17 protein-coding genes are annotated in these 24715 nt (G+C 55.3%); 16 read left to right on the forward strand and 1 reads right to left on the reverse strand.

All coding sequences use genetic code 11. The annotated features are described in order from the left end of the window. Window positions 1–53: 53 nt before the first annotated feature. Window positions 54–518: a pPIWI_RE_Z domain-containing protein gene (locus ABD931_RS13165; protein ID WP_345267799.1), complete on the reverse strand. Its 465-nt coding sequence runs from the start codon at window positions 516–518 to the stop codon at window positions 54–56. Window positions 519–690: 172 nt separating this feature from the next. Here ABD931_RS13165 and ABD931_RS13170 point away from each other — a divergent pair, with 172 nt between their 5' ends. The 16 genes from ABD931_RS13170 to ABD931_RS13245 all read left to right on the forward strand — a co-directional run bounded on the left by ABD931_RS13170 (window position 691) and on the right by ABD931_RS13245 (window position 24714). After that, window positions 691–1719 carry a helix-turn-helix transcriptional regulator gene (locus tag ABD931_RS13170; protein WP_345267801.1) on the forward strand — a complete coding sequence of 343 codons (1029 nt, stop codon included), beginning with the start codon at window positions 691–693 and terminating at the stop codon, window positions 1717–1719. A gap of 197 nt (window positions 1720–1916) precedes the next feature. Next, window positions 1917–2531 (forward strand): RNA polymerase sigma factor, encoded by a 615-nt coding sequence (locus tag ABD931_RS13175; RefSeq protein ID WP_345267803.1) that lies wholly within the window; start codon window positions 1917–1919, stop codon window positions 2529–2531. 190 nt (window positions 2532–2721) lie between these two features. Continuing rightward, on the forward strand, window positions 2722–3810 hold the full coding sequence (locus tag ABD931_RS13180) for a FecR family protein (protein WP_345267805.1): 1089 nt from the start codon (window positions 2722–2724) through the stop codon (window positions 3808–3810). Between the two features lie 194 nt (window positions 3811–4004). Continuing rightward, the gene (locus ABD931_RS13185) at window positions 4005–7451 is read left to right on the forward strand and encodes a TonB-dependent receptor (protein ID WP_345267807.1); all 3447 of its coding nucleotides are present in this window, start codon (window positions 4005–4007) and stop codon (window positions 7449–7451) included. A gap of 39 nt (window positions 7452–7490) precedes the next feature. Next, the gene (locus ABD931_RS13190) at window positions 7491–9002 is read left to right on the forward strand and encodes a RagB/SusD family nutrient uptake outer membrane protein (protein ID WP_345267809.1); all 1512 of its coding nucleotides are present in this window, start codon (window positions 7491–7493) and stop codon (window positions 9000–9002) included. 191 nt (window positions 9003–9193) lie between these two features. Next, on the forward strand, window positions 9194–11896 hold the full coding sequence (locus ABD931_RS13195; protein WP_370469319.1) for a c-type cytochrome: 2703 nt from the start codon (window positions 9194–9196) through the stop codon (window positions 11894–11896). Window positions 11897–11923: 27 nt separating this feature from the next. After that, a complete protein-coding gene (locus ABD931_RS13200) occupies window positions 11924–12733 on the forward strand; it encodes a 3-keto-disaccharide hydrolase (protein WP_345267811.1) in 810 nt (269 codons plus the stop codon). Between the two features lie 116 nt (window positions 12734–12849). Next, a complete protein-coding gene (locus ABD931_RS13205) occupies window positions 12850–13707 on the forward strand; it encodes a sugar phosphate isomerase/epimerase family protein (RefSeq protein WP_345267813.1) in 858 nt (285 codons plus the stop codon). A gap of 52 nt (window positions 13708–13759) precedes the next feature. After that, on the forward strand, window positions 13760–14833 hold the full coding sequence (locus ABD931_RS13210) for an aldose 1-epimerase family protein (RefSeq protein WP_345267815.1): 1074 nt from the start codon (window positions 13760–13762) through the stop codon (window positions 14831–14833). A 24-nt stretch (window positions 14834–14857) separates the two neighbouring features. Then, a complete protein-coding gene (locus ABD931_RS13215) occupies window positions 14858–16081 on the forward strand; it encodes a class I mannose-6-phosphate isomerase (protein WP_345267817.1) in 1224 nt (407 codons plus the stop codon). 111 nt (window positions 16082–16192) lie between these two features. Continuing rightward, entirely contained in the window at window positions 16193–17254 is a 1062-nt protein-coding gene (locus ABD931_RS13220; RefSeq protein WP_345267819.1) for a sugar phosphate isomerase/epimerase family protein, read from the forward strand. Between the two features lie 113 nt (window positions 17255–17367). Then, on the forward strand, window positions 17368–18543 hold the full coding sequence (locus tag ABD931_RS13225) for a Gfo/Idh/MocA family protein (RefSeq protein ID WP_345267821.1): 1176 nt from the start codon (window positions 17368–17370) through the stop codon (window positions 18541–18543). A 230-nt stretch (window positions 18544–18773) separates the two neighbouring features. Beyond that, window positions 18774–20273, forward strand: a complete 1500-nt coding sequence (locus tag ABD931_RS13230; RefSeq protein ID WP_345267823.1) for a sugar ABC transporter ATP-binding protein — start codon at window positions 18774–18776, stop codon at window positions 20271–20273. An 11-nt stretch (window positions 20274–20284) separates the two neighbouring features. Continuing rightward, on the forward strand, window positions 20285–21283 hold the full coding sequence (locus ABD931_RS13235; RefSeq protein WP_345267824.1) for an ABC transporter permease: 999 nt from the start codon (window positions 20285–20287) through the stop codon (window positions 21281–21283). Between the two features lie 51 nt (window positions 21284–21334). Next, window positions 21335–22249 (forward strand): sugar ABC transporter substrate-binding protein, encoded by a 915-nt coding sequence (locus tag ABD931_RS13240; RefSeq protein ID WP_370469320.1) that lies wholly within the window; start codon window positions 21335–21337, stop codon window positions 22247–22249. Between the two features lie 146 nt (window positions 22250–22395). Next, window positions 22396–24714 (forward strand): PSD1 and planctomycete cytochrome C domain-containing protein, encoded by a 2319-nt coding sequence (locus ABD931_RS13245; RefSeq protein ID WP_345267828.1) that lies wholly within the window; start codon window positions 22396–22398, stop codon window positions 24712–24714. Window position 24715 lies beyond the last annotated feature (1 nt).

Here is a 24715-nt window from a genome sequence, read left to right on the forward strand (position 1 = left end):
AATGTGCCATATATTATGAAAATTATTGGTGAAAGTATGAAATTTTTAAGCCACTACGCCAGCGCCCGTCTGAACAAACTCAGCCGCTCGTGGAGCCCAAAGCTGCTGACACCGGTAGTGTACTGCCCCTGAACCGTAAATACCCGAAGCCCCGGTCGCAGGTTGGCGTAGGCAGTCAGAGCTTTCAGCCAGGTTTCGCGGTTGCGGTAGGGAGCCAGCAGAGTGCGGGCACGGCTCAGATAGCGGTGCTGCCGGGGTGTCCAGACCGGCCGGTGCCGGTATGCCACGCCCTCGCCGTTGAGCAGGTCGGGCAGCGCTTCGGGCGCGGCAAACGGCAGCAACTCCACTATCAGAAATAAACCCAGCTCAATGTTCAGTAACCGGTTGGCCGACTGACCCGGCAGATCGTGCCGGAACTGCAGGCGGGTAGCCAGGGGCTCCTGCCAGTTCAACAGCGACGTAAAGGCGGAGTAAGCAGGCGATGCGGTCGACGAGGAGGAGTGAAGTACGGCGTTCATCAGTCTTGTTGTTCATTGTTCATGACAAATATTTCCTACCCTCCACGTAATCTTTTTACGTTCTGGGAAAAAAGTTTGAAGTTTGACGTTTGAACGGGGCCGCACTGCGGTTGCTTCGCTCTTTTAACCACCGGGCGGCCCTGTTCAAACGTCAAACCTCAAACCCAACAAAATGCCCATCACCCGCTCCGCCTTCCAGCGTTACCGGCTTATTGATGAGATCATCAGCCGTTACCCGCGCCGGTATTCCAAGCAGAAACTGTTTGAACTGCTGCAGGACCAGTGCGGCATCCGTTCCGTTTCGTCGCTGGAGAAAGACATTCAGCGGCTGCGCGAAGACCACGACGCGCCCATTGCCTACGACAAACGCGCCAACGGCTACTACTACACCAATCCGCAGTTCCGATTGCTGAAACTAATGCTCACGCCCGACGATATGGATGCCCTGGAGCAGGCCCGTGAGGTGCTGGCAGCCACGCAGGGAACCTCACTGGCCAATGAACTCGACAACGCCCTGCAGCGGGTCCGGCAGAGCCTCGACATTATCCGGGAGGTGAAAACAGATGACCAGGCACCGGGCTTACCCCGCAAAGTAGTATACGTCGAAGAGCGCGTCCTGGGCGGTAACCGGCATTATGTACCGGTGCTGATCCGGGCTATAAGCCAGAACCGGCAGGTGCAGTTCCGGTACAGCAAACACGACCTGACCCTTACCGGTCCGGAACTTCAGAAACGTCGTACCCTGCATCCCATCCTGCTGCGGGAATGGACCGATAGCTGGTACGTAATTGGGTACGATGCCGCGGGCGGACGCGAAAAAACCTTTGCGCTGGACCGCATGAGTGACCTCGACATCATGGATGAGCCCTGCAATGTTCCGCCGTCGGTGCTGGCCAGCGTCAGCGAATTATTCGAGCACATCTACGGCATTACCGACAGTAGTGGCCCGGTCGAGGAGATTGTACTCCAGTTTACACCGCTGTTCGGGAGGTACGTCAAGGCCAAGCCTATTCACCAGTCGCAGGAGGTTTTGCAGGATACCGACACGGCATGTATAGTGCGGCTGCGGCTGGCCCCCAACCGCGACCTGCTGATGCACCTGCGCAGCTACGGCGAACACCTGAAAGTACTTGAACCCGCCAGCCTGGTCAATGCCTTTACCGAATCGCTCAGGGCGACCCTGGCGCAGTATGGTAAATAAACAGGCTAAAGAGGAGCCTATTTTATCCGGAAATTTTTATGCAAAGACAGACAGTGCAGGATAGGAATCGGTAAAGTTCCGCCTAGCTTGCTTCCGTTGACAACTATGATGATGCTACCGGTTCACTGAGATTACGTTTTGTGAACTGTATACTGAAGTTACTTTCCAATCAGTTACACGTTTATCCACCAACGGGTATGCATGCTTGTTCGACCCTATCGGAAAAAGAATTAGTGGAATCGCTGCAGCGCGGAGATTCGCTGGCGTTTGCCCAAATTTACGAAACGTACTGGTGCGCGTTGTACCGGGCCGCCTATAGCCGGTTGAAGAACAAAGAGGTGGCCGAAGAAATTGTGCAGGAACTGTTTGTTCAACTCTGGGAGCGCCGGAAAGGCCTGCAAATAGGCAAATTAGAGCATTATCTTTTCCGGGCGCTGAAGTACGCCATCATCGACTTCATTCGGGCGCAGGTGGTTCAGGACCGCTACCTCGACCATTACAAAACCTTTGTCGATCAGAACACAAACCCTGCGGAGGAGGAACTCACCTACGATACCCTGCGCACTCATCTGGAACATGGGCTTGATACTCTCCCCGACAAAACCCGCGAAATCTTTCGGCTAAGCCGGATGGAAGGCTGGCCCATCAGCCGGATTGCTTCGCACTTCAGCGTAACCGACAAAGCCGTTGAGTACCACCTGACCAAATCCCTGAAAACCCTGCGACTCTACCTGAAAGACGTTGCGCTGATAAGCCTGCCTTTCCTTTTCTGTAACCTCTGCTGCCTCATAGCCGCCCAATACCTGTTATAATTTTACAAGGAAAAAATGCGGTATACCCCAAGTTTGTTATAATTTTTCAAGTTTTTTTAGAAAATATTTAGGGTAAATCCCAGCTTAATCGACTTCTCCATAGAATGACTCTAGTAAACAGCCCTGCTTTTGAGCCGGGGCTGTTTACGCTAAAGTAGTCAGGTTTCTAAACCCATAACCTTCTTTCGCCATGACTAAGTCTGAGTTTCAGATGCTGCTGGAGCGGTATGTGCAGGGCAACTGTACGGCGGAAGAAATCCGGCAGGTGGATCAATGGTATGCCGCTATTGCCGGTGAAACGCACTATCCGGCCACCGACCTGGACAGGCAGGCTGTGCGTGACCGTATGTGGCAGCGAATCAGCCAGACGGTTCAGCTTCCGGCACAGGAGGATACCACCCCCAGGCCCTTACCGGTCTCTAACAAGTGGTATCTGTATTGGGGCGGAGCGGCTGCCGCTTGCGTGTTGCTCCTGAGTTTGATTTTACTTGGAACCAGACGCAACCTTGCCCCCAACGAGTTGGTAGCGCAAAGTCCCGTAGCGCCGGTTCCGGTGTTCAGGGAGGCTCAGATTATTCAGCGCATCCGGAATACAACGGCCAAAGACCGGCTGCTCACCCTGGAAGATAAAAGCACCGTTCTGCTCACGCCCGGCAGTCAACTGGCGTTTCCTTCGCCTTTTCATGCCCGTCGCCGGGAGGTCGAGCTGGTCGGCGACGCTTATTTTGAGGTTACCAAAAATGCGGAAAAGCCTTTTTTTGTCTACTGTGGCGGGGCCGTTACCAGGGTGCTGGGAACAAGCTTCTGGGTAAAAACGGAAGGTAAAGAGCGGTGCGAAGCCGTAGAGGTTGAAGTTAAGGCCGGTAAAGTATCGGTGTATGGGCAAACGAGTCTGCCCAGCGGCAAGTTGTCCGACCCTATGATCTCCAAACTACAGGGTGTCATTCTAACGCCCAATCAGAAGGTCGTTTTCTTCCCCGACAACAACCATCTGATTCCCGGCCTGGTGGAAAATCCGGTGCTGATTACCCCCGCCGGCCTGACACCCACGTTCGTTTACAACGATACCCCGCTGACGCAGGTATTCGGCGGGCTGGAGCAGGGATATGGTATTGAAATCATCCGGGCAAGCGAAGAGCTGGATAGCTGTTCGTTTAGCGGAGACCTGACCGACCTGTCCCTCGACGATAAATTAACCCTGATCTGTAAATCCGTAGGTGCCTCTTACGAGGTAAGGGGCACTCGTATCCTGGTCAATGGACCGGGCTGTCATTTTTAATCTGACTTTTACCTAACCTAACCCTTAAACCCTGCTGCTGCCGATGGCCTGAAACGAACCCACTACCAAAAGAAACAGCCGACCGTGTGCCCCCACCGCCGGCTGCCGGATTCCTGCTCAGAAACGATTATTATCCTGCCAGATGCGTTTCGGGCAATCTGTCTTTTTTCTCACAAAAAAACATTCCTAACATTATGAACGAGTCGCGACAATTACAATTGGACGCCCGGCTGTACAAGCTCATGAAAGTCTCTGCCATTCAATTGGTTTTTGCCTGTCTGTTTGTTGCCGTCGGGTTGGCCAACCCCAGCCGTGGACAGGAGATTATGGACCGTACCATCAGTCTTTCCGTTGACGGGCAAAGCCTGAAGACTGTGCTCCAGAAGATGGAAGAACAGGCCAACGTGAAGTTCGTCTACAGCAAAGAGCAAATCAAAACCGACCGCAAGATTACCCTGAAGGTTACCAACCAGCGGCTGGCGGTAGCGCTGGAGCAACTGCTACAGCCGCTGCAGATTTCGTACCAGTTGGTGTCGAACCGCATCCTGCTTCAGAACAACACCCCAAAAGTGGGCGAGCCAACCAGCTCCCTGTCACCGTCGCTGGAGCGGAATCTGGCCGTGACCATCAACGGAAAAGTAACCGATGAAACCGGACAGGGATTGCCCGGTGTGAGTGTCGTACTGAAGGGCACTACCTCCGGAACATCGACCAACAGCGATGGTAATTATTCATTGTCGATACCGGAGGCACGAGGCACACTGGTGTTTTCGTCGATCGGTTTCGTGACGCAGGAGGTGCCGGTTGGTCGTCTGACGACCATTAATGTTCAGCTGGCGACCGATACCAAGTCACTGACCGAGGTAGTGGTGGTGGGTTATGGCAGTCAGGTAAAGAAAGAAGTGACCGGTGCCGTACAGACCGTGAGCGCGGCCGAGATCAAAGACTTACCCGTTTCGCAGGTAGGTCAGAAACTACAGGGCCGGCTGGCCGGGGTGCAGATCAACCAGACCACCGGCCGGCCGGGTGCGGGAATCAGCATCCGGATTCGCGGCCAGGTATCGGTAACGGCCGGCAGCGATCCACTGTATGTGGTGGACGGCTTTCCGATTACGGGCAATATTGCGCAGCTGAACCCCGATGAGATCGAGGATATTTCGGTCCTGAAAGATGCATCGTCTACCTCACTGTACGGGTCACGGGCAGCCAACGGCGTCGTGCTGATTACCACCAAAAAAGGCAAAGGGGGCAGGACGAATATCAGCTTCAATGCTTTTGCAGGCACGCAGCAGGTGCCCCAGCGGGGCCGGATCAAAATGCTGAATGCCTTTGAGTTTGCGCAGTTCAAGAAAGAGTACTACGAAGACCAGGGCCAGCCGGTACCGGTTGAGTTTCAGAACCCGGCCGAGTGGGCTAATAAAGACAACGACTGGTATGGGGCCGTACTGCGGAACGCGCCTATTCAAAGCTATAACCTGAGCATCTCCAATAATACAGAACGTTCGAACACCTCGCTGGTAGCCGGTATTTTTCATCAGGATGGGGTAGTGATCAACAATACCTACAAGCGGTACTCGCTGCGGATGAACTCGAACTACAACCTGTCGGATAAGATTACGGTGGGCTTCAATGTCGCCCCTTCGTATGTATTCGATAACACCCCCCGGACCGACGGTGACCGCGGTACGGGTATCCTGTTCAACGCGCTGCATACCTGGCCGGTCATGCCGATCCGGGACGACCAGGGCAACCTGACGCTGGTGAACCGCTTCCCCGGAAGCACCGGAAACATTTTCTCGTATCCGAACTGGGTACGGGCCGCCGAAGAACTGACCAATGAAACCAAGAATACGAACCTGCTAGCCAATGCCTACGCGCAGTATTCGCCGATTCCGGGTCTGTTGCTGAAGTCGACCATCAACGTCGAATACCTGAACTCCCGGTTCTTCTTCTTCAACCCCTCGACAGCAACCAGTCAGATTAACGTGCCTATTCCGACGCTGGCCGTTTCAATCCGCCAGAACCGGGAAGACATCTCCTGGCTGAATGAGAACCTGGCGACGTACACACGCACCTTCAATGATGCTCATAACTTTGAGTTACTGGCCGGTTTTACGCAGCAGCGCTACAGTCAGGAAGTCACCCGTATTCAGGCCGACACCTACGCCGACGACCGGCTGCCGACTATCCAGGCGGCGCTTAACGTAAACCGGGGTGGTACCACCAATGGGGTAAATCAGTGGAGCCTGTTATCGTACCTGTCGCGTCTGACGTATAACTACAAAGGCAAATACCTGTTTACGGCCGCCATCCGGTCCGACGGATCATCGCGCTTTGGTGCCAACAACCGCTGGGGTACATTCCCCTCCGTTTCGGCGGGCTGGGTGGTTTCCGACGAGGACTTCATGAAGGTGGTTTCGCCGGTTTCGTTTGCCAAGCTGCGCGCCAGCTACGGGATTATCGGGAACAACAACATCGGTAATTACACCCAGTATGCGCTGGTGAACAACACGGTGAACGCGGCTTTTGGCAATACAGTCGCACCCGGAGCAGTGGTTACGTCTATTGCCAACCCTAACCTGGGCTGGGAAACCACGAAACAGCTTGACCTGGGTCTGGACCTGGGCCTGCTCAACGACCGCATTCAGTTTACCTATGACTTCTTCACCAAGCGGACCACCAACCTGCTGTATGCGGTGCAGTTGCCGCAGGAGTCGGGCTTCGGCAGCTTCAACGACAATATCGGTGAGATTAAGTTCTGGGGTCATGAATTCGCGCTGAATACCCGCAACACCACCGGTAAGCTGAAGTGGAACACCAACGCCAATATCTCATTCAACCGCAACCAGGTGGTAGCGCTGGCACCGGGTATCGACCGCGTATATGGCTCGTTTCATATTACGCAGGTGGGTCAGCCCTTTGGTCAATTCTACGGCCTGGTAAAAGATGGGTTTTACATGAACGCCGAGGACCTGAAAAGCTCACCCGTCATCCCCGGCCGGTCGGCAGTAGGTACTATCAAACTGAGAGACGTGAATGGCGACGGCGTCATTACCTTCGGCGGTGATACCGATGACCGGGCCATTATTGGAAACCCGTTCCCGAAATTCACCTACGGTATTGTTAACGATCTGAAATACGGCAACTGGGATATGTCTATCACCGGTTCCGGCTCCTACGGCAATCAATTATGGGTACGCCACCTCTACAGCACGGCCAACCTGGATGGTGTGTTCAACATGGTGGCCGGCGTAAAAGACCGCTTCCGGGTCGACAGCCGGGGCAACGTGATTACACCGGGCACGGGGGTATTCGGGGTCACCAACGGCGGTGGTAACTTCACCGGTATCGAGCGCGACTGGCCCAGCTCACACTTTGTGGCCGATGCCTCGTTCTTCACCATCCGGAACATCACGCTGGGCTATACCTTCGGTGCCCTGAACAAATTCTTTAAGTCGGCCCGCGTATACGCTTCGGCCCAGCAGGTATACGTGTTCACGAAGTATACGGGTGGTCCAAACCCGGAGACCAGCGCCCAGGGTGACGGTCAGGGCGATGGCGGTAACCTGAGCCAGGGTGTCGACCTGTCGAACTACCCGGTGCCCCGTACCTACACCATTGGCGTTAACCTGAATTTCTAATTTCCGGCAATCAGTCTTTCATCCTTATATCCCTGAAGAATGAAAAAGAAAATCCTTTTAGCGAGTCTGATCGGCCTGTCCGTGACGAGTTGCAACAATGATAAGTTTCTGACCGTAGTGCCCCAGACGGCGTTGAGTTCGGCTACCTTCTTTACCAAAGAAGCCGATTTCCAGCAGGCGGTGAATGCCATTTACGTACCACTGCGGCCGATGTACAACGAAGCGGCCTGGGCGCTGGAGGAGATGCACTCCGACAATACCTATTACGCCCGGAACGTCTTGTTCGGTGCGGTGGATAACACCCAGAACATTGCCGACTTTGCGATCCTGAACGCCGGTGGCCTTACGGCCAATACCATTGTGCTGAACATGTACCGCCTGAACTACCAGATCATTGCGCGGGCCAATCAGGTGTTGTCGGTGATCGATAAGGTAGAGTTCCCTGCGGCTTCGAAGAACAACCTGAAAGGGCAGGCTCATTTCCTGCGCGGGTTTGCGTACTTCAAACTGGCCCAGTTGTTTGGCAAAGCGCCCCTGCACCTGGCACCCGTAGCCGACCGCGAAGGCGCAGCCAAGCCCCTGGCCCAAACGGCCGAGTTACAGGGGCAGGTAGAGAAAGATATACAGGAAGCGATAAAACTCCTGCCGCTGAAGAAAGATCAGGAAGCCGGCCGGGCCACCTCCGGAGCCGCCCGGATGCTCCTGGCCAACCTGTACATGGTTCAGAAGAAATGGGGCCAGGCCGAAACCCTCCTCCGGGAGATCGTAACCAGCGGGGAATATTCGCTGATGGCCGACTACAATGATGCGTTCTCGACCACCACGGGTAATAAGAATAACCGGGAATCGGTCTTTGAGGTCCAGTACATTGAAGGGGCCGCCGGCTTGAACGGCAACCAGATCTACCGGTTTATTCCAACGCCGATCACCGCCGATGAATTAAGACCCATTACCGGTACGTCGAATGCGCAGGCCATCTCCGGCGAGAACAACAACGTGCCGACGCCCGACATCATTGCTGCTTATGAGCCGGGCGACAAGCGGAAAGACATCTCCATCGGGAGTGTGACGCTCAGCCAGAGTTTGCGGGCCAACAAAACCTACCCGTATATCAAGAAGTACGCCCGCACGCACGCGCAGCACAATAACACGGGGCAAAACTGGCCGGTGTACCGCTATGCCGAGGTGCTGCTATTCCTGGCCGAAGCGCTGAACGAGCAGGGCAAAACGGGCGAGGCTGCGCCATTCCTGAACCAGGTGCGGACCCGCGCCGGGCTGGGGGCCACAACGGCGGCTTCGCAGGCCGACATGCGTGAAGCCATCTTTAAGGAAAGACGCGTAGAACTGGCCTTTGAAAACAAGCGCTGGTATGATCTGGTCCGGACCGGCCGGGTAAACGAAATTATCGCTGCCCACGGAGCCCGCATCAAGGCTAACCCGCAGAATTATTACTTCCCAAGCGGTGCGGTACCCCCGCCGAACGCCTTCACTAACCTGGAGATCTACTATCCGTTGCCGGCGGTTGAAGCCGCGCTTACTCCGCATTTTTAACAATCCGGTATGCCGGGTCCTACACAAGGCCCGGCATACCCTGCTTATGACGACTCCGCAAGAACAGCCGTTGGTATGAGAATAAAATAATTTTTTCGGGATTTTGTGTTAAAACTGCCTTCTCTTTACCTTTCTTTTGAAAGGGTGTATTACAATGGTAGATCCTTAAATTCAGTACTCCAGACAATACAATGAAGTCTAGCCTTTTGAATGTGAAAGTACTCCCGGTTCTGGGCCTGATAGGCCTGTTCGGGGTCTGGAATAACCTTCCGGATGTGAATATGGCTCCGGTTTCTCCTCCGGAATCTAAAGTTGATAAACTGAAACTGCCGGCCGGCTTTAAAGCCGAGCATTTGTATAGCCCGTCGGAGAGTCAGAATGGCTCCTGGGTGTCAATGACCTTCGATGATAAGGGGCGCATGATTGCCTCCGATCAATATGGTGCCCTGTTCCGGGTGCAGATTCCGGCTATCGGCTCCGGCTCTACGCAGCCGGTGGTCGAAAAACTAACTATCGGTAAGGATACCAGCCTCGTCAACGGCATGGGGTATGCGCACGGCCTGCTGCATGCGTTCAATAGCCTGTATGTCATGGTCAATAACCGAACCAACGCCCGGTTCCCCAAGTCCAGCGGTCTGTACCGGCTTCAGGATACTGACGGCGATGATAAGTACGACAAGATTACGCTGCTGAAAGAACTGGTTGGCGAAGGCGAACACGGCCCGCACAGCATCCTGCTGTCGCCCGACAAAAAATCATTGTACGTGATTGCCGGTAATCATACCGATGTGCCGAAGATGGATGCCTACCGCTTACCGCCGGTCTGGAAAGAAGATAACCTGTTCCCCCTCATTAAAGACCCACGCGGCCACGCCAACAACCGCATGGCCCCCGGCGGCTGGATCGCCAACCTGGACCCGGAAGGCAAGCGGTGGGAGTTGATCAGCGCCGGCTACCGCAATGCCTTTGATATGGCGTTCAATGAAGCCGGCGATCTGTTCGTGTACGATGCCGACATGGAGTGGGACTTTGGTCTGCCCTGGTACCGCCCCACCCGCATCACCCACGCTACCAGCGGTAGTGAGTTCGGCTGGCGGACCGGTAACGGTAAATGGTCGCCGACCTACCCCGACAACCTGCCCCCGATCGTAAACATCGGTCAGGGCTCGCCTACCAACCTGATTTACATTAACCGGGGCCGTTTTCCCGAAAAATACCAGCACACGCTGCTGGCGTTCGACTGGAGCTTTGGCATTGTACACGCCATTCACCTGAAACCGTCCGGTTCCACGTATTCCGGTCAGCACGAAGAATTCCTGTCGGGCTTGTCGCTGCCCCTGACCGATGGTGTCATTGGCCCCGACGGTGCGTTGTACTTCCTGACCGGTGGCCGCCGGCTGGAGTCTGACCTGTACCGGGTGTATTACAACGGACCGGGCAAGACCGTGTCAACTACGGCCATGCCGGTGCTGCCGGAAGCGCACAAGATCAGAGCCAGTCTGGAGGCTTACCATAGCGGTGGCCCCAAAGCTGGTGCTGTTGCCTACGCCTGGCCGTACCTGAAGCATCCGGATCGCTTTGTGCAGTATGCAGCCCGTATTGCGGTGGAGCATCAGCCGGTTAGCGAGTGGAAAGATAAGGCCCTGGCCGAAAAAGACCCCCGCGCCGTATCGCAGGCTATGATTGCCCTGGTACACCATAGCGACTCGACCGCAACGGCCCAGCGGGATCAGATGCTGACCAATCTGATGGTGCCGACCTTCAAACAGCTTTCTGAGCAGGAGCAACTGGATATTCTCCGGGCTATGGAACTGGTAATCGTTCGCATGGGTCGGCCCGGTGCTAACCTGACAGCTCAGATGGGCGCTTTCCTGAATCCGAGCTATCCGGCTAAAACAAATAACCTGAACCGGGCTTTGTGTAAAATTCTGGTAGGCATCGAAGACCCGCAGGTGATTGCCAAAACGCTGAACCTGATGGATCAGCCGGCCGACCGCGAAATTGCCGGGGGCGAAACCGCTACGGCCTCCAGCGAGCTGATCATGCGCAACCCGCAGTATGGTCTGGACATCGCCAAAATGCTGGAGAAAATGCCGCCGGCCCAGCAGACCTGGTATGCGACCATGCTGAGCCGTAAGGCAACCGGCTGGACGCCCGAGCAGCGTGACAAATACTTCACCTGGTTCGCCAATGCCTTCAAATATCAGGGTGGCCGCAGCTACGTCGGTTTTGTGGATCGTGCCCGGAAGCTGGCACTGGCTCACGTACCGAAAGATCAGTTCGAGAAGTACAATAAAATGTCGGGTGCCGAACTGCTGACCAGCAACGGGAACGACATCGCCCTCAGCTACGCGCCGAAAGGCCCCGGTCGCCAGTGGAAGCTGGATGCAGCCGTAGCCGCCGTTGATACCGGCATGAGAAACCGCAATTTCGAGACGGGTAAGAAAATCTACTCGGCCATCCTGTGCAGCCGCTGCCACGCCATGCGGGGCGAAGGCTCGGATATTGGTCCGGACCTGACGCAGCTGGGCACGCGATTCTCCAACAAAGACATTCTGGAGGCTATTATCGATCCGAATAAAGCGGTTTCCGATCAATATGCGGCTACTACGTTTAAGCTGAAAAATGGTCAGACGGTGGTAGGCCGCCTGGTGAACGAAGACAAAACGACCTACTCGGTATCGCAGAATCCGTTTGCGCCGGAGCAGTTGAAGAAACTGCCGAAGAAAGATGTGGCTTCTACCTCGCTTTCGAACGTCTCGATCATGTTGCCGGGCCTGATCAACAGCCTGAACCCCGACGAACTGCGGGATCTGATGGCTTACCTGAAGTCGGGAGGCAACCAACAGCATGAAGTGTACCGAGCCACGGCCGATGCCGGAAAAGGTAAATAAGGCCACGGCCTGCAAAACACCATTACCATGTTGAAAAAGTCGAATCGTATTATTATTCAGTTTGGCCTGGTGCTGGCGGTATTAACCGCCGGCACCAGTGCTACCCTGGCCCAGGGCAAAAAGGCGAAGAAAGACAAAGAAGGCTTTGTGTCGATATTCGACGGTAAGAGCCTGAAAGGCTGGGACGGTGACCCTACGTACTGGCGCGTTGAAAACGGAGCCCTGGTGGGCGAGATCACACCCGATAAGCCGCTGAAGACAAACTCGTTCATTATTTGGCGGGGTGGCGAGCCTGGTGACTTTGAGCTGAAAGGAGAGTTTATGATTACCGAAGCCGGCAACTCCGGTATCAATTACCGCAGTGAGCAGCTGACCGATATCCCGTTTGCCCTCCGCGGCTACCAGGCCGATATTGACGGCCGTAACCGCTATACAGGGCAGAACTATGAGGAGCGAAAACGCACCACACTGGCTTATATCGGGCAGCGCACAAAGATTGTCAACCAGACAGGGGCCAACACCCCCGAAGCCATCCGGGCTAACGTCACCCGGAACGCATGGAATGGTCTGACGGTAGTTGAGTCGCTGGGCGATGCCGATTCGCTGCGGGCCAACGTCAAAACCGGCGCTTGGAATACGTTCCACCTGATTGCAAAAGGAAACCGGCTCCAGCACTACATCAACGGAAAGCTGATGAGCGATGTCACCGACGAAGACCCGGCTAACGCCAGCGCCAAAGGCCTGCTAGGCGTGCAGGTTCATGTAGGCCCGCCCATGAAGGTGCAGTACCGGAATCTGATGCTGAAAGAACTGGATCAGGGGTTTTCGCGAAAGTAGACGTTAGACATTGGACGTTAGACGCCAGACCTAAAAACGTCCAATGTCTAACGTCCAACGTCTGGCGTCTACTGTCTGAAAATCAAAACTTCGTATCCACCATTTAAACCGATTCAATGAACAAGATAGGGTTCAACGTCCTGGCCTGGTCGGCCGTTATTTCTGATGACTTATTTCCGATTATCGAACGACTGAAAACCATCGGCTACGACGGTGTCGAGTACTTTGTCGGCTCGCCGGATGAGCCTGCTTACAAGCGGGTGGGGCAGCATACCAAAGACATCGGACTGGGCGTCACCTGTGTGTCGGTAGTGGGAAAGGACGAGAACCCGATCAGTGATTCGGCGGCCGTGCGGGCCAAGGCGCTTGACCGGCTTAAATGGGAAATTGACCGGACCCACGATCTGGGTTCAAAAATTTTGTGCGGACCAATTCATTCGGCCCATGCCGTATTTGCCAGTCGCGCCCCCCTGGACGACGAATACGCCTGGGGGGCCGAGGTGCTCCATGCCGCTGGGGAGTATGCCGCCCAGGCCGATGTGGTGCTGGGGCTGGAGGCCCTGAACCGTTTTGAGACCTACCTGTGTAATACCATGGAGCAGTTGCTTCGGCTGATCCGGGCGACCGATCATCCGAACGTCCGGGCTATGTTCGACACGCACCACGCCAATGTAGAAGAGAAGAGTTACGCAAAAGCGCTGCAAACCATTGCGCCCGTGCTGGTTCATGTACACATCAGCGAAAACGACCGTGGTACGCCTGGCGACGGCATGGTACTCTGGGACGATGCGTTCTCGGCCCTGGCGCAGATCGACTACCGGGGCTGGCTGACCATTGAGGCCTTTTCGCGGAATGATCCCGACTTTGCCAACGCTATCGGGGTCTGGCGGGAATATTCGCCCCCCTGGGACATTGCCGAAAATGGACTGACCTTTATTCAAAAGATGTGCCAGAAACACGGGGTCGGTGCGTAAGCTGCCCTTTCCGCCTTTATCCAACCACCACTCCTGAACCATTCGATTGAGCATGATAAGCACCGATTTGAGTCATCAAACCTGGCGCGATAAAATTAGTAACACCGCCCAGCTTGGCGGCATAGAAACTGCCGTTCTGGATAATGGCCCCGGCCGCGGCACCCGCATTGCCTGGATCAACACCGGGACGGGTCTGCGCTATAAAGTTGTCCTGGACCGGGCCATGGACATTGCCGATGCCTTTTACAACCAGCATAGTCTGGCCTGGCTGAGCCATGTCGGCGTTACGTCGCCCCAGCCGTTTTCGGATAAAGGGATTGACTGGCTCCGTACGTTCGGCGGGGGCCTGCTGACGACCTGCGGCCTCACACATGTAGGTGGGCCGGAGTCGGACGAATTCGGCGAGCGGGGTATTCACGGCCAGATCAGCAATATTCCGGCCGAAATTGAATCTATTGTTCAGCCGGACCCGGTAGCGGGTAAGCTGGCGATGAGCATTGCCGGTCGGATGCGGGAAACCCGCGTGTTTGGCCCCAGCCTGGAGCTAAGAAGAACCATATCCGGTACGCTTGGGCAACCCTACATCCACATCCAGGACGAGGTCACCAACCGGGCCAATACGCCGGCTCCGCATATGCTGCTTTACCACTTCAATTTCGGCTGGCCGCTGGTCGACGAGGGCACCGATCTAATTTGGCAGGGCCAATGGCAGGCGCGGGACGGTGGTATCAATGCCGATGTTTTTAAGGAAGGTAATAACTTTCGCACATGTCCTGCTCCGCTGGATCAGCACGCCGGTGGGGGCGAAGCCGTAGCGTTTATCGACGTCGAGGCTGATCACAGCGGCCAGTGCAGTGCCGGGTTATACAACGCGAAGCTCGGCTTTGCTGTAGCGTTGCGTTTCCGGAAAGACCAGTTACCCTGGCTCACCAACTGGCAGCATTGGGGCAAAGGGGAATACGTTACGGGTATAGAGCCCGGCACACACCCGCCCATCGGACAGGCCAAAGCCAGAGCGCAGCAGTCGCTGATTTTTCTGGCGCCCGGCGAAAGCCGCACGTATGACCTCAGGGTAGAGGTCCTACATACCGAAGCCGCCATTCAGAATTTTGTAAAACCAACTTAGCATTTATAAACCAGTACAGCCTCCATGGAAACAGTTGAAAAAGTAAGTTTAGCCGAACGAGCACTGGAGCAGGGTAAGGGTATTCTGCGCCTGGCTCCTACCTGGGTACCCCGCTCTTTCTGCGTACCGGGCCGGCGCATTAAACTCCACCCCGATGACTATTACGTACTCGGTGGCAACCGGGGCGGTATCGATGAGCGCTGGCTGTCGTCGACTACGCCCGCTAAAAACGGTCCGCTGACCGGCGAGAACGAAGGACTGAGTGCCATTGTGTTCAATGATGGCGGCAAAGACGTCCAGTTCCTGCTGCGCGATGCGATAGACGAACTGAAAGGGGCAATTATCGGTGACCGGCTGTGGAATCAGTACCAGAGCTGGCCGATGTACTCCAAGTTTTTCGACAACATGGGGCCGCTGCCGCACCACGTTCACCACAATGATGAGGAGGCCGCCAAAATCGGTCAGTTGGGCAAGCCGGAAGCGTACTATTTTCCTCCGCAACTGAATAATCACGGGGGCGATTTTCCGTATACGTTCTTCGGTATTACCCCAGGAACGACCAAAGAGCAAGTCCGCGAATGCCTGGTGAACTTCACTAAGGGCGATAATAAGATTACCAACTATTCGCAGGCCTACCGTCTGGAGCCGGGTACGGGTTGGGATGTCCCGCCCGGTCTCCTGCACGCGCCGGGCAGTATGTGTACGTATGAGCCGCAAAAAGCCTCCGACGTTTTCGCCATGTATCAGTCGCTGGTCAACGAGGCCATTATCCCGGAAGAACTGCTGTGGAACGGCACCCCGAAGGATCGCATCGGCGATTTCGACCAGTTGATGGAAGTGCTCGACTGGGACCTGAACACCGACCCGAATATGATGACCAACCGCTTTATGGCGCCTAAACCCGTTCGGCCGGTGGAGGAGATGGAAGCCGAGGGCTATGTTGAAAAGTGGGTATGTTATAAAAATGAAGCGTTCAGCGCCAAAGAGCTTACCGTTCTGCCAGGGGAAACGGTCACGATCAAAGACAGTGCCGCTTACGGCTTAATCATGATGCAGGGCCACGGTAAAATGGGCGTATGGGATATCGAAACACCGGCGCTGATCCGGTACGGGCAACTGACTAACGATGAGTTTTTTGTGAGCGAAAGTGCCGCGAAAGAAGGCGTACAGATTACGAACCTTTCATCGACCGACCCTATCGTCATGCTCAAACACTTCGGCCCCGGCAATCCCGATTTAGTTTTGTAAAAAAAATGTAGTTTCAGGCTTCAGGTTCCCTGACCATTGAGTATTTTTCTACTCACCAGGGAGCCTGAACCCTGAAAACCAAACGTCAAACTCTACAAAATCTCCAAACGTATGCCCGAGAATAACTTCCCAAAGCTTCACAACGCTACCTGGCCGGGTGTGGTCGGAAAAGGCGAGAATGCAGAACCGCCTATCTCGTTTGATACCATGCTGGACATGACCGCTGCCGCTGAGGTAGACGGTGTAAAATTTGACGGCGTTGACCTTGGCCTTTTCGAGCCGCATTTCGATATCAATATGTCGGATGACGACATCAAGCGACTAGCCGACAAAGTTGCTGCCAAAAACCTGAACATCGGCAGTCTGGTAGCTCCGATCTGGGGCGGGCCGGCTATGGGCAGTAAAGAAGACCGTGCCGTGTTTGTCGATATGGTCCGCAAGTCCTGCCACATCGGTCAGGTGCTGCGCGACCTCGGCGTTCGGCCGTATGGTATTGTCCGCATCGACTCGGCCAGCTCTCCACAGGAGTGGGAGAAAAACCCGGTAGAAAATTCCAAACTGATTGTCCAGACCTTTCAGGAGGCCTGCGACGTGGCTGCCGATTTCGGCGAGCGTCTGGCTGCCGAAGGCGAAATCTGCTGGGGCGGTATGCATAGCTGGCGCGTTATGCTCCAGACGCTGGAAGCCGTCAACCGACCGAATATGGGCTTTCAGGCGGATATGGCTCACACGCTGCTGTACCTGATGGGCTATAACCACCCGGAAGACCGTGTGCTACCCGAAAATTTCGACTGGAATGACCGCGCTACGCTGACCGATGCGCTCAAAACCATGACCAAAGCGCTGCGCCCATGGACCATCGACTTCCACGTGGCCCAGAATGACGGTACGGTATTCGGTTCCGGCTCGCACGATAAAACCGGCCGCCATTGCCAGGCGCTGGACCCGAACGGTAAGCTGGACATCGCCGTGGATGCCGGCCACTGGCTGCGCAACGAAAACGGTGAGTTGACCAAGGCCTTCAGGCATATCTGCTGGGACGGTTGTATGTTCCCTAACGAGGTCATGCTGAAGCAGCAAACCTGGAACGATATCCTGGCCACCATGATCAAAGTTCGCCAGATGCACGGCTGGTACGAGCCGGAGGGCGCGGTGGTGGTATACACCATCTAACCGTAGCTGTCTAAATAGTTGATCGTTTGAGGTTTAAAGTTTAACGTTTAAGGTTGTTTCGCCATTGTTAACGTTAAACGTCAAACCTCAAACCTTAAACCTCAAACCAAATTATGTCAACCAAGAAAGAGTTACGAATAGGATTAATCGGCACCGGCTTTATGGGCCGGACCCACTCCAACGGTTATAACCGTGTTCCCAATTTCTTCCCCCAATTGCAATACAATCCGGTCCTGCAGGCGGTTTGCTCCCGCAACGAAGCTAATGTGCGGGCCTTTGCCGATCAGTGGGGATATAAATCGGTGGAAACTGACTGGCGGGCGGTTATTGCCCGTGATGATATTGATGCGGTAGACATCTGTACGCCCAACGACACCCACGCCGAAATTGCGATTGCGGCTGCCGAAGCGGGCAAGATGATCCTGTGCGAAAAACCCCTCGCCCGCAACCTGACGGAAGCGCAGTCCATGGTGGATGCGGTAGAAAAAGCGGGAGTAGCCAATACCGTTTGGTATAACTACCGCCGGGTGCCGGCCGTCACGCTGGCTAAACAGATTATTGATTCGGGTAAGCTTGGCAAGATCTTTCACTACCGGGCAAACTTCCTGCAGGACTGGACCATCAACGCCAACGTACCACAAGGCGGCACCGGAACCTGGCGGATGGATGTCGAAGCGGCCGGTTCGGGTGTGACCGGCGACCTGCTCGCCCACTGTATCGACACTGCCATGTGGCTGAACGGCGGCATTACCGATGTATCGGCCGTAACGGAAACGTTTGTGAAAGAGCGGATGCACCAGCTTACCGGTAAAATGCAGCCGGTGGGTATTGACGATGCCTGTATTTTCCATTGCCACTTCGAAAACGGCTCGCTGGGTCTATTCGAGTCTACCCGCTATGCTCGTGGTCATAAGGCGTTGTATACCTTCGAGATCAACGGAGAGAATGCCTCTATCCGCTGGGATCTTCATGATCTGAACCGGCTGGAATATTTTGACTATGCCGACGAAGGTATAGTGCGCGGCTGGCGGTCTATTCACGTGACCGATGGCGATCAACCCTATATGGGTAAGTGGTGGGTACCGGGTCTGTCCATTGGCTACGAGCACACTTTTGTGCATCAGGTAGCCGATTTCCTGAAGAGCCTCGAAACCGGCGAGCCTTGCCAGCCTACCTTCCGCGATTCGCTGGAAACCCAGAAAGTCTGCGAAGCCGTCATCGAATCGGCTAAAACCCGGAGTTGGAAAGATACCAACGTCGAGTGGAATGCCGCCGTATCGGTAGGGTAATTGGCGTTGCTTTACACCCCGGAGTGCTTCAATTGAAGCACTCCGGGGTGTAACAATCCCGAAGGGATGACAAGATTATAGAGAGAAGTGTTTATACGTTCTTTTAACCCCGAAGGGGTGACACAATGAGATATGTCACCCCTTCGGGGTTTGTCGGAAAGGGGCCGTGGTTGTTCTATAATCTTGCCACCCCTTCGGAGTTGATGACTACTAACCTCCTAACCCAAAACATGACTCAATCTCCAACTCCTATCCTCCAGGTCCAGAACCTGTCGAAAACCTTTGCGGGCGTGAAGGCGCTGGACAACGTGCCCTTGACTGTACAGAGGGGGGAGGTTCATGCCTTGATGGGGGAGAACGGGGCCGGCAAATCGACCCTGATGAAAATTCTCATCGGGCTGCATACGCCCGATGCTGGTGAGGTCATCTTCGACGGACACCCGCTGCCCTACGGGGATGTTCACGAGATTCTGAAACGGGGCATTTCGATGATTCACCAGGAGTTGCAGGTGGTGCCGGAACTGACCGTAGCCCAGAACATCTTTCTGGGCCGCGAAACCACCGGCGGGCTCTTTAGCCGGCTGAACGACCGGCGGCAGGAAAAAGAAGCCGGACTACTGCTGGCGCAGATGGGCGTCGACATCCGTCCCGGCCGGAAGATGAAGCACCTCAGCGTGGCCGAAATGCAGATGGTCGAAATTGCCAAAGCCATCTCCAACCAGGCCAAAGTCATTATCATGGATGAGCCCACCTCCGCCCTGTCCGACAAGGAGGTTGCTACGCTCTTCCGCATCATCGGCGAACTCAAACAAAACGGCGTGGCGATCATTTACATCTCCCACAAAATGGAGGAGATCTTCGCCATAGCCGACACCATCACCGTCCTCCGCGACGGCCAGTACATGGATACCCAGCCGGCCGCCGGCCTGAACCGGAACAGCCTCATTGCCATGATGGTCGGTCGGGAGATTGACAGCCTGTTTCCGGAATCGGTGCCCCGCAAAGGGCAGGAGGTGCTGTCGGTGCGGAACCTTAGCCGGGCGGGCAAGTTTACCGACATCAACTTTACGGTACACGAAGGTGAGGTACTGGGCTTAGCGGGCCTGATGGGAGCCGGCCGCACCGAAATTGCCCGCGCCATCTTCGGGCTCGACCGTCCGGAACGGGGCGACATCTACATCAAAGGCCAAAAAGCCGATATCCGATCTCCGCAGGATGCGATCCGCAACGGCATCGGCTACGTGAGCGAGGACCGCAAGGCGCTGGGCTTCATTCCCGGTCTGTCGGTTAAACAAAATATTACCCTGGCCAGCCTGCCGAGCCATGCAAAGGGCGGACTGATACAGGACAAAGCAGAAACGGAGGCTGCGGCTAAAATGGTTGCCGACCTGAAGATAAAAACCGCCGGCATGCACCAGAAGGTTACCTACCTGAGTGGGGGCAATCAGCAGAAGGTCGTTATCGGCAAAGTGCTGCTGGCATCGCCGGACCTGATTATCCTCGACGAGCCAACGCGGGGCATCGACATCGGTGCCAAATCCGAGATCTATAAATTAATCAACCAGTTAACCGCCCACGGACTCGCTGTTATCATGATTTCTTCGGAACTTCCCGAAATCATCGGCATGAGCGACCGGGTGGTGGTGCTGTCGCAGGGCCGACAAACAGCGACTCTCAGTAGGGAAGAAGCAACACCGGAAACAATAATGGCCTACGCCATGCATGACTAATCCCGTGCAATATGATACCAACCCAGAAACCCCAAAGCACATATCTCAATCAAGTGGGGGAGGCCTATAAAACCCGCCTTCGCGGCCTCAGCACCTACGGCATTCTGCTGGCGTTTTTAGTCGTTTGCGTGGTGTTGTCGCTGGTAACGCCCCGGTTCCTGACCATTCCTAACCTGACCATTGTGGTTACGCAGGTGTCCATTAATGCCCTGCTGGCCTTCGGCGTTACGTTTGTGATCATCACGGGTGGTATCGATTTGTCCATCGGCTCGATGGTGGCGGTAACGGGCGTGGTGGCGGCCATGTTTGCGCACCCGGATACCTACCCCGTTGGCGTGCCGCTGCTGATGGGCTTACTGGCCGGTCTGCTGTTCGGGGCGTTCAACGGCTTTGTCATTACCCGCAGCAAGGTACATCCGTTTATTATCACGCTGGGCACCATGACCATGGGCCGGGGGCTGGCGCTCATCCTGAGCAAAGGCCGGCCCATCTCGAATCTGTCGGATGCGTTCAACTTCATCGGGGGGGGGCAGGTGCTGGGTATCCCCATGCCGATTATCATCCTGGTTGTCATGTTCATTCTCTGCTCCATAGCTTTGCATAAGACGGTTCTGGGCCGGTACATGTATGCTGTTGGGGGCAATGAGCAGGCCGCCAGAGCCTCGGGGATTAATCTGAGCAAGGTAAAAATGGTGGTGTATACGCTATGCGGAGGACTGGCCGGTCTGGCCGGTATTGTGCTGACCTCCCGCATTACCACCGGTCAGCCGAATGCCGGCGCGGGCTTTGAACTGAATGCCATTGCAGCCGCTATCATCGGCGGCACCAGCACCTCGGGCGGCACCGGCACCATGACGGGTACGCTCATCGGGGCTTTACTCATCGGCGTTATCAGCAACGGTCTCGATCTGCTCAACGTCACTTCGTATTACCAGCAGGTGGTCATGGGCATCATCATCATCGGGGCCGTGGTGCTGGATAGCTGGAATCAAAACAAAAACAACTCATAACGCGAGTATCCAATGACGAAATCCGTAACGCTGATAAGTGCCCTACTGTGTATGACTACCCTGCACCTGAGTTGTAATCAGGGCGGTACCGGCGAGCAGGGGCAGACGGGCGATAGTAAGAAACTGGTGGTTGGCGCTACGATGCTGAGCATGCAGAATGAATTCATCGTCAACATAGCCGATGAGATGGAGAAGAAGGCCAACGAGTCGAATGTGGAGCTGATTGTCGTGGATGCCGAACACTCCCCGCTGAAGCAGATTCAGCAGGTCGAGAGCTTTATTGCGCAGAAGGTAGACGCCATTATCCTGAATCCCTGCGAGGTAGAGGCCAGTTCGCCGGCCGTGGCCAAAGCCCTGGCGGCTAACATTCCCATCATCAACGTGAATTCGGCCACCAGCGCCAAACCGACCGCGTTCGTGGGTTCCGACGATGTAGAATCCGGCCGCATTGCCATGAAATACATTGCCGAAAAGCTCGGCGGGAAAGGCAATGTGGTGATGATACACGGCTACATGGGCCAGGCTGCCCAGATCCAGCGCGAACAGGGTGCGCGCGAAGTGTTAAAGCAATACCCGAACCTAAAGCTGCTGGCCCACCAGACCGGCGAATGGGACCGGGCCAAGGGCATGGCGCTGATGGAGAACTGGATTCAGTCGTACGGCAATCAGATCAATGCGGTCTTTGCCCAGAATGACGAAATGGGCATGGGCGCCGTTAAGGCGCTGACCGATGCCGGGCTCAAGGACAAGGTGATTGTGGTGAGCATCGACGCCATTCCGGATGCGCTACAGGCCGTGAAAAAGGGCACCCTCGACGCTACCGTTTTCCAGAATGCCCAGCAACAGGGGACAATGGCCATAGAAACCGCCGTCAAAGCTGCGAAAGGAGAGACGTACCAGAAAGAAACGCTGATCCCGTTTCAGTTGGTTACGAAGGAAAATTTGTCTAATTTCATGAATCAGTAGGACAAGAGGTTGGATGAAAGCCGTTAGATAGTAGACGTTGGACGTTAGATAATAGTCCAAATGGAATGAAACAAAACGTCTAACGTCCAGAGTCTAACGTCCAGAGTCTAACGTCCAACGTCTCTTGTCTAACATCTAACGTCCGTATGCTTGAGAGGTACTGTTACGGGTTTATGCTGTTGGTCGGATTGGGTGTCGCCATCCAGGCCTGTACGAAGAGTGCGGCCAATCAGGCTGCGGATGGTCAACTGCCGGACGTAGTCAGTTATAATTTTGACATTCGGCCCATTCTGTCGGATAAATGTCTCGCCTGCCACGGCCCTGACGCCAACAAGCGTGAAGCCGGCCTGCGGCTCGATCAGGCCGAAAGTGCCTACAAAGCCTTACAGGAGCATCCGAACGCCCATGCTCTGGTGCCCGGTAAGCCCGAATTGTCGCAGGTGTACCTGCGCATCACGGCTCAGGATACATCGCAGTTGATGCCTCCGCCCTCGTCGAACCTCAAGCTCACCGCCCGCGAAATTAAGCTCATTGAGAAGTGGATCAAACAGGGCGCGGCTTACGAAAAACATTGGGCATTTGTCGCTCCAAAGCAGCCTCAGTTACCGGAGGTAAAGCAAAAGAACTGGCCTAAAAACGAGATTGACTATTTCATTCTGCACAAACAAGAGCAGAAAGGACTGGCACCTAATGAGGAAGCCGACAAAGAGCGGCTGCTGAAGCGCGTCAGCCTCGACCTGACGGGCTTGCCACCCAGTCTGAAGCTGATGGATCAGTTTCTGACCGATGAAGGCGTTAACGCCTACGAACGGGCCGTCGACCAGTTGCTGAGAAGTCCGGCCTACGGCGAAAAGATGGCGCTCCACTGGCTCGACCTGGCCCGCTACGCCGATTCGCATGGGTATCAGGACGATGGCTATCGCACGCAGTGGCCCTGGCGTGACTGGGTGATTCACGCCTTCAACCAGAACATGCATTACGACCAGTTCGTGACCTGGCAGCTGGCGGGCGACCTGCTCCCCCATGCTACCAAGGAGCAACTGCTGGCGACCGGCTTCAACCGGAATCACAAAATCACGGAAGAGGGGGGCGTTATTCAGGAAGAATACCGCATGAGCTACGTCATGGACCGGAACGATACCTTTGGGAAAGGTCTGCTGAGCGTTACGCTCGAATGCGCCCGCTGCCACGATCATAAATACGACCCCTTCTCGCAGAAAGAATACTATCAGCTCCTGGCGTTTTTCAATAACGTGCAGGAAGTCGGGCTGGAATCGGTCATCGGCGGTCCGGAAACCTACGCCAAAAAGCCCCTGATGGAGATTTCTGACCAGGAGGTGCAAAGTATCCTGTCCTTTGTCAACAAGAAAGACACCAACTGCCTGATTGTCTCCGTCATGGGGGACCTGGATACGACCCGCAAGACCTTTGTGCTCAAGCGCGGCATGTACGATGCGCCGGGCGATGAGGTACAGCCGGGAACGCCGAAGGCCATTCTGCCTTTCAGCGACAACTACCCGAAAAACCGGCTGGGCCTGGCCCAATGGCTGTTCGACAAAAAGAATCCGCTGACGGCGCGGGTGTATGTGAATATGCTGTGGCAGGAGCTTTTTGGTCGGGGTATCGTCAAAACATCCGGCGATTTCGGGATGCAGGGCGAACTGCCGTCGCATCCCGAACTGCTCGACTGGCTGGCGGTGGATTTTATGACGCACAATTGGGACATTAAGCGGCTGGTGAAGAAAATGGTCATGTCGGCCACCTACCGGCAGTCGGCGGTGGTGACGCCGGAGAAGCTAAAAGCCGATCCGGACAATAGCCTGCTGACCCGCTCACCCCGCTACCATATCCAGGCCGAACTGGTTCGGGATCTGGTGCTGGCCAGCAGCGGCTTGCTGGTCAAAACCATCGGCGGTCCCAGCGTAAAGCCGTATCAGCCGGCGGGTTTGTGGGAAGGCGCTACCTCCGGCCGTGGGTTGCTGTCCATGTACGTTCAGGACCACGGCCCTGATTTGTACCGCCGGGGTATGTACACGCTCATCAAACGGACGGTACCGCCCCCGGCCATGATGATCTTCGACGCCAGCAACCGGGATCTGTGCGAAGTAAAGCGCCTGAAAACCAATACCCCCTTGCAGGCGCTGATCATGATGAACGACCCAACGGTGCTGGAGGCTTCCCGCGTACTGGCCGCTCAACTGTTGCAGGAGAGCAGTGCCACGAGCGACAAAATCACCAAAGCGTTTCGTCAGATAGTCTGCCGGACCCCGAAGGAAAAAGAGTTGGCCATCCTGACGGACTACTACGAAAAAGAGCTGAAAAAGCTTACCCGGACCAGCGCCGAAAAATACCTCAACGTGGGCGAGTACCCGATTCCGGAGCGGATCGACAAGATCAAACTGGCTGCGCTGATGCGGGTGGTATCCACGATCTACAACCTGGAAGAAACCATTACCAAGTCCTGAC

The sequence above is a fragment of the Nibrella viscosa genome (genome assembly GCF_039541875.1).
GTDB classification, from domain to species: domain Bacteria; phylum Bacteroidota; class Bacteroidia; order Cytophagales; family Spirosomataceae; genus Nibrella; species Nibrella viscosa.

Coding starts and splice junctions, on each gene's coding strand:
- ABD931_RS13165 (WP_345267799.1), bottom strand. CDS start 518: ATGAACGCCGTACTTCACTCCTCCTCGTCGACCGCATCGCCTGCTTAC.
- ABD931_RS13170 (WP_345267801.1), top strand. CDS start 691: ATGCCCATCACCCGCTCCGCCTTCCAGCGTTACCGGCTTATTGATGAG.
- ABD931_RS13175 (WP_345267803.1), top strand. CDS start 1,917: ATGCATGCTTGTTCGACCCTATCGGAAAAAGAATTAGTGGAATCGCTG.
- ABD931_RS13180 (WP_345267805.1), top strand. CDS start 2,722: ATGACTAAGTCTGAGTTTCAGATGCTGCTGGAGCGGTATGTGCAGGGC.
- ABD931_RS13185 (WP_345267807.1), top strand. CDS start 4,005: ATGAACGAGTCGCGACAATTACAATTGGACGCCCGGCTGTACAAGCTC.
- ABD931_RS13190 (WP_345267809.1), top strand. CDS start 7,491: ATGAAAAAGAAAATCCTTTTAGCGAGTCTGATCGGCCTGTCCGTGACG.
- ABD931_RS13195 (WP_370469319.1), top strand. CDS start 9,194: ATGAAGTCTAGCCTTTTGAATGTGAAAGTACTCCCGGTTCTGGGCCTG.
- ABD931_RS13200 (WP_345267811.1), top strand. CDS start 11,924: ATGTTGAAAAAGTCGAATCGTATTATTATTCAGTTTGGCCTGGTGCTG.
- ABD931_RS13205 (WP_345267813.1), top strand. CDS start 12,850: ATGAACAAGATAGGGTTCAACGTCCTGGCCTGGTCGGCCGTTATTTCT.
- ABD931_RS13210 (WP_345267815.1), top strand. CDS start 13,760: ATGATAAGCACCGATTTGAGTCATCAAACCTGGCGCGATAAAATTAGT.
- ABD931_RS13215 (WP_345267817.1), top strand. CDS start 14,858: ATGGAAACAGTTGAAAAAGTAAGTTTAGCCGAACGAGCACTGGAGCAG.
- ABD931_RS13220 (WP_345267819.1), top strand. CDS start 16,193: ATGCCCGAGAATAACTTCCCAAAGCTTCACAACGCTACCTGGCCGGGT.
- ABD931_RS13225 (WP_345267821.1), top strand. CDS start 17,368: ATGTCAACCAAGAAAGAGTTACGAATAGGATTAATCGGCACCGGCTTT.
- ABD931_RS13230 (WP_345267823.1), top strand. CDS start 18,774: ATGACTCAATCTCCAACTCCTATCCTCCAGGTCCAGAACCTGTCGAAA.
- ABD931_RS13235 (WP_345267824.1), top strand. CDS start 20,285: ATGATACCAACCCAGAAACCCCAAAGCACATATCTCAATCAAGTGGGG.
- ABD931_RS13240 (WP_370469320.1), top strand. CDS start 21,335: ATGACTACCCTGCACCTGAGTTGTAATCAGGGCGGTACCGGCGAGCAG.
- ABD931_RS13245 (WP_345267828.1), top strand. CDS start 22,396: ATGCTTGAGAGGTACTGTTACGGGTTTATGCTGTTGGTCGGATTGGGT.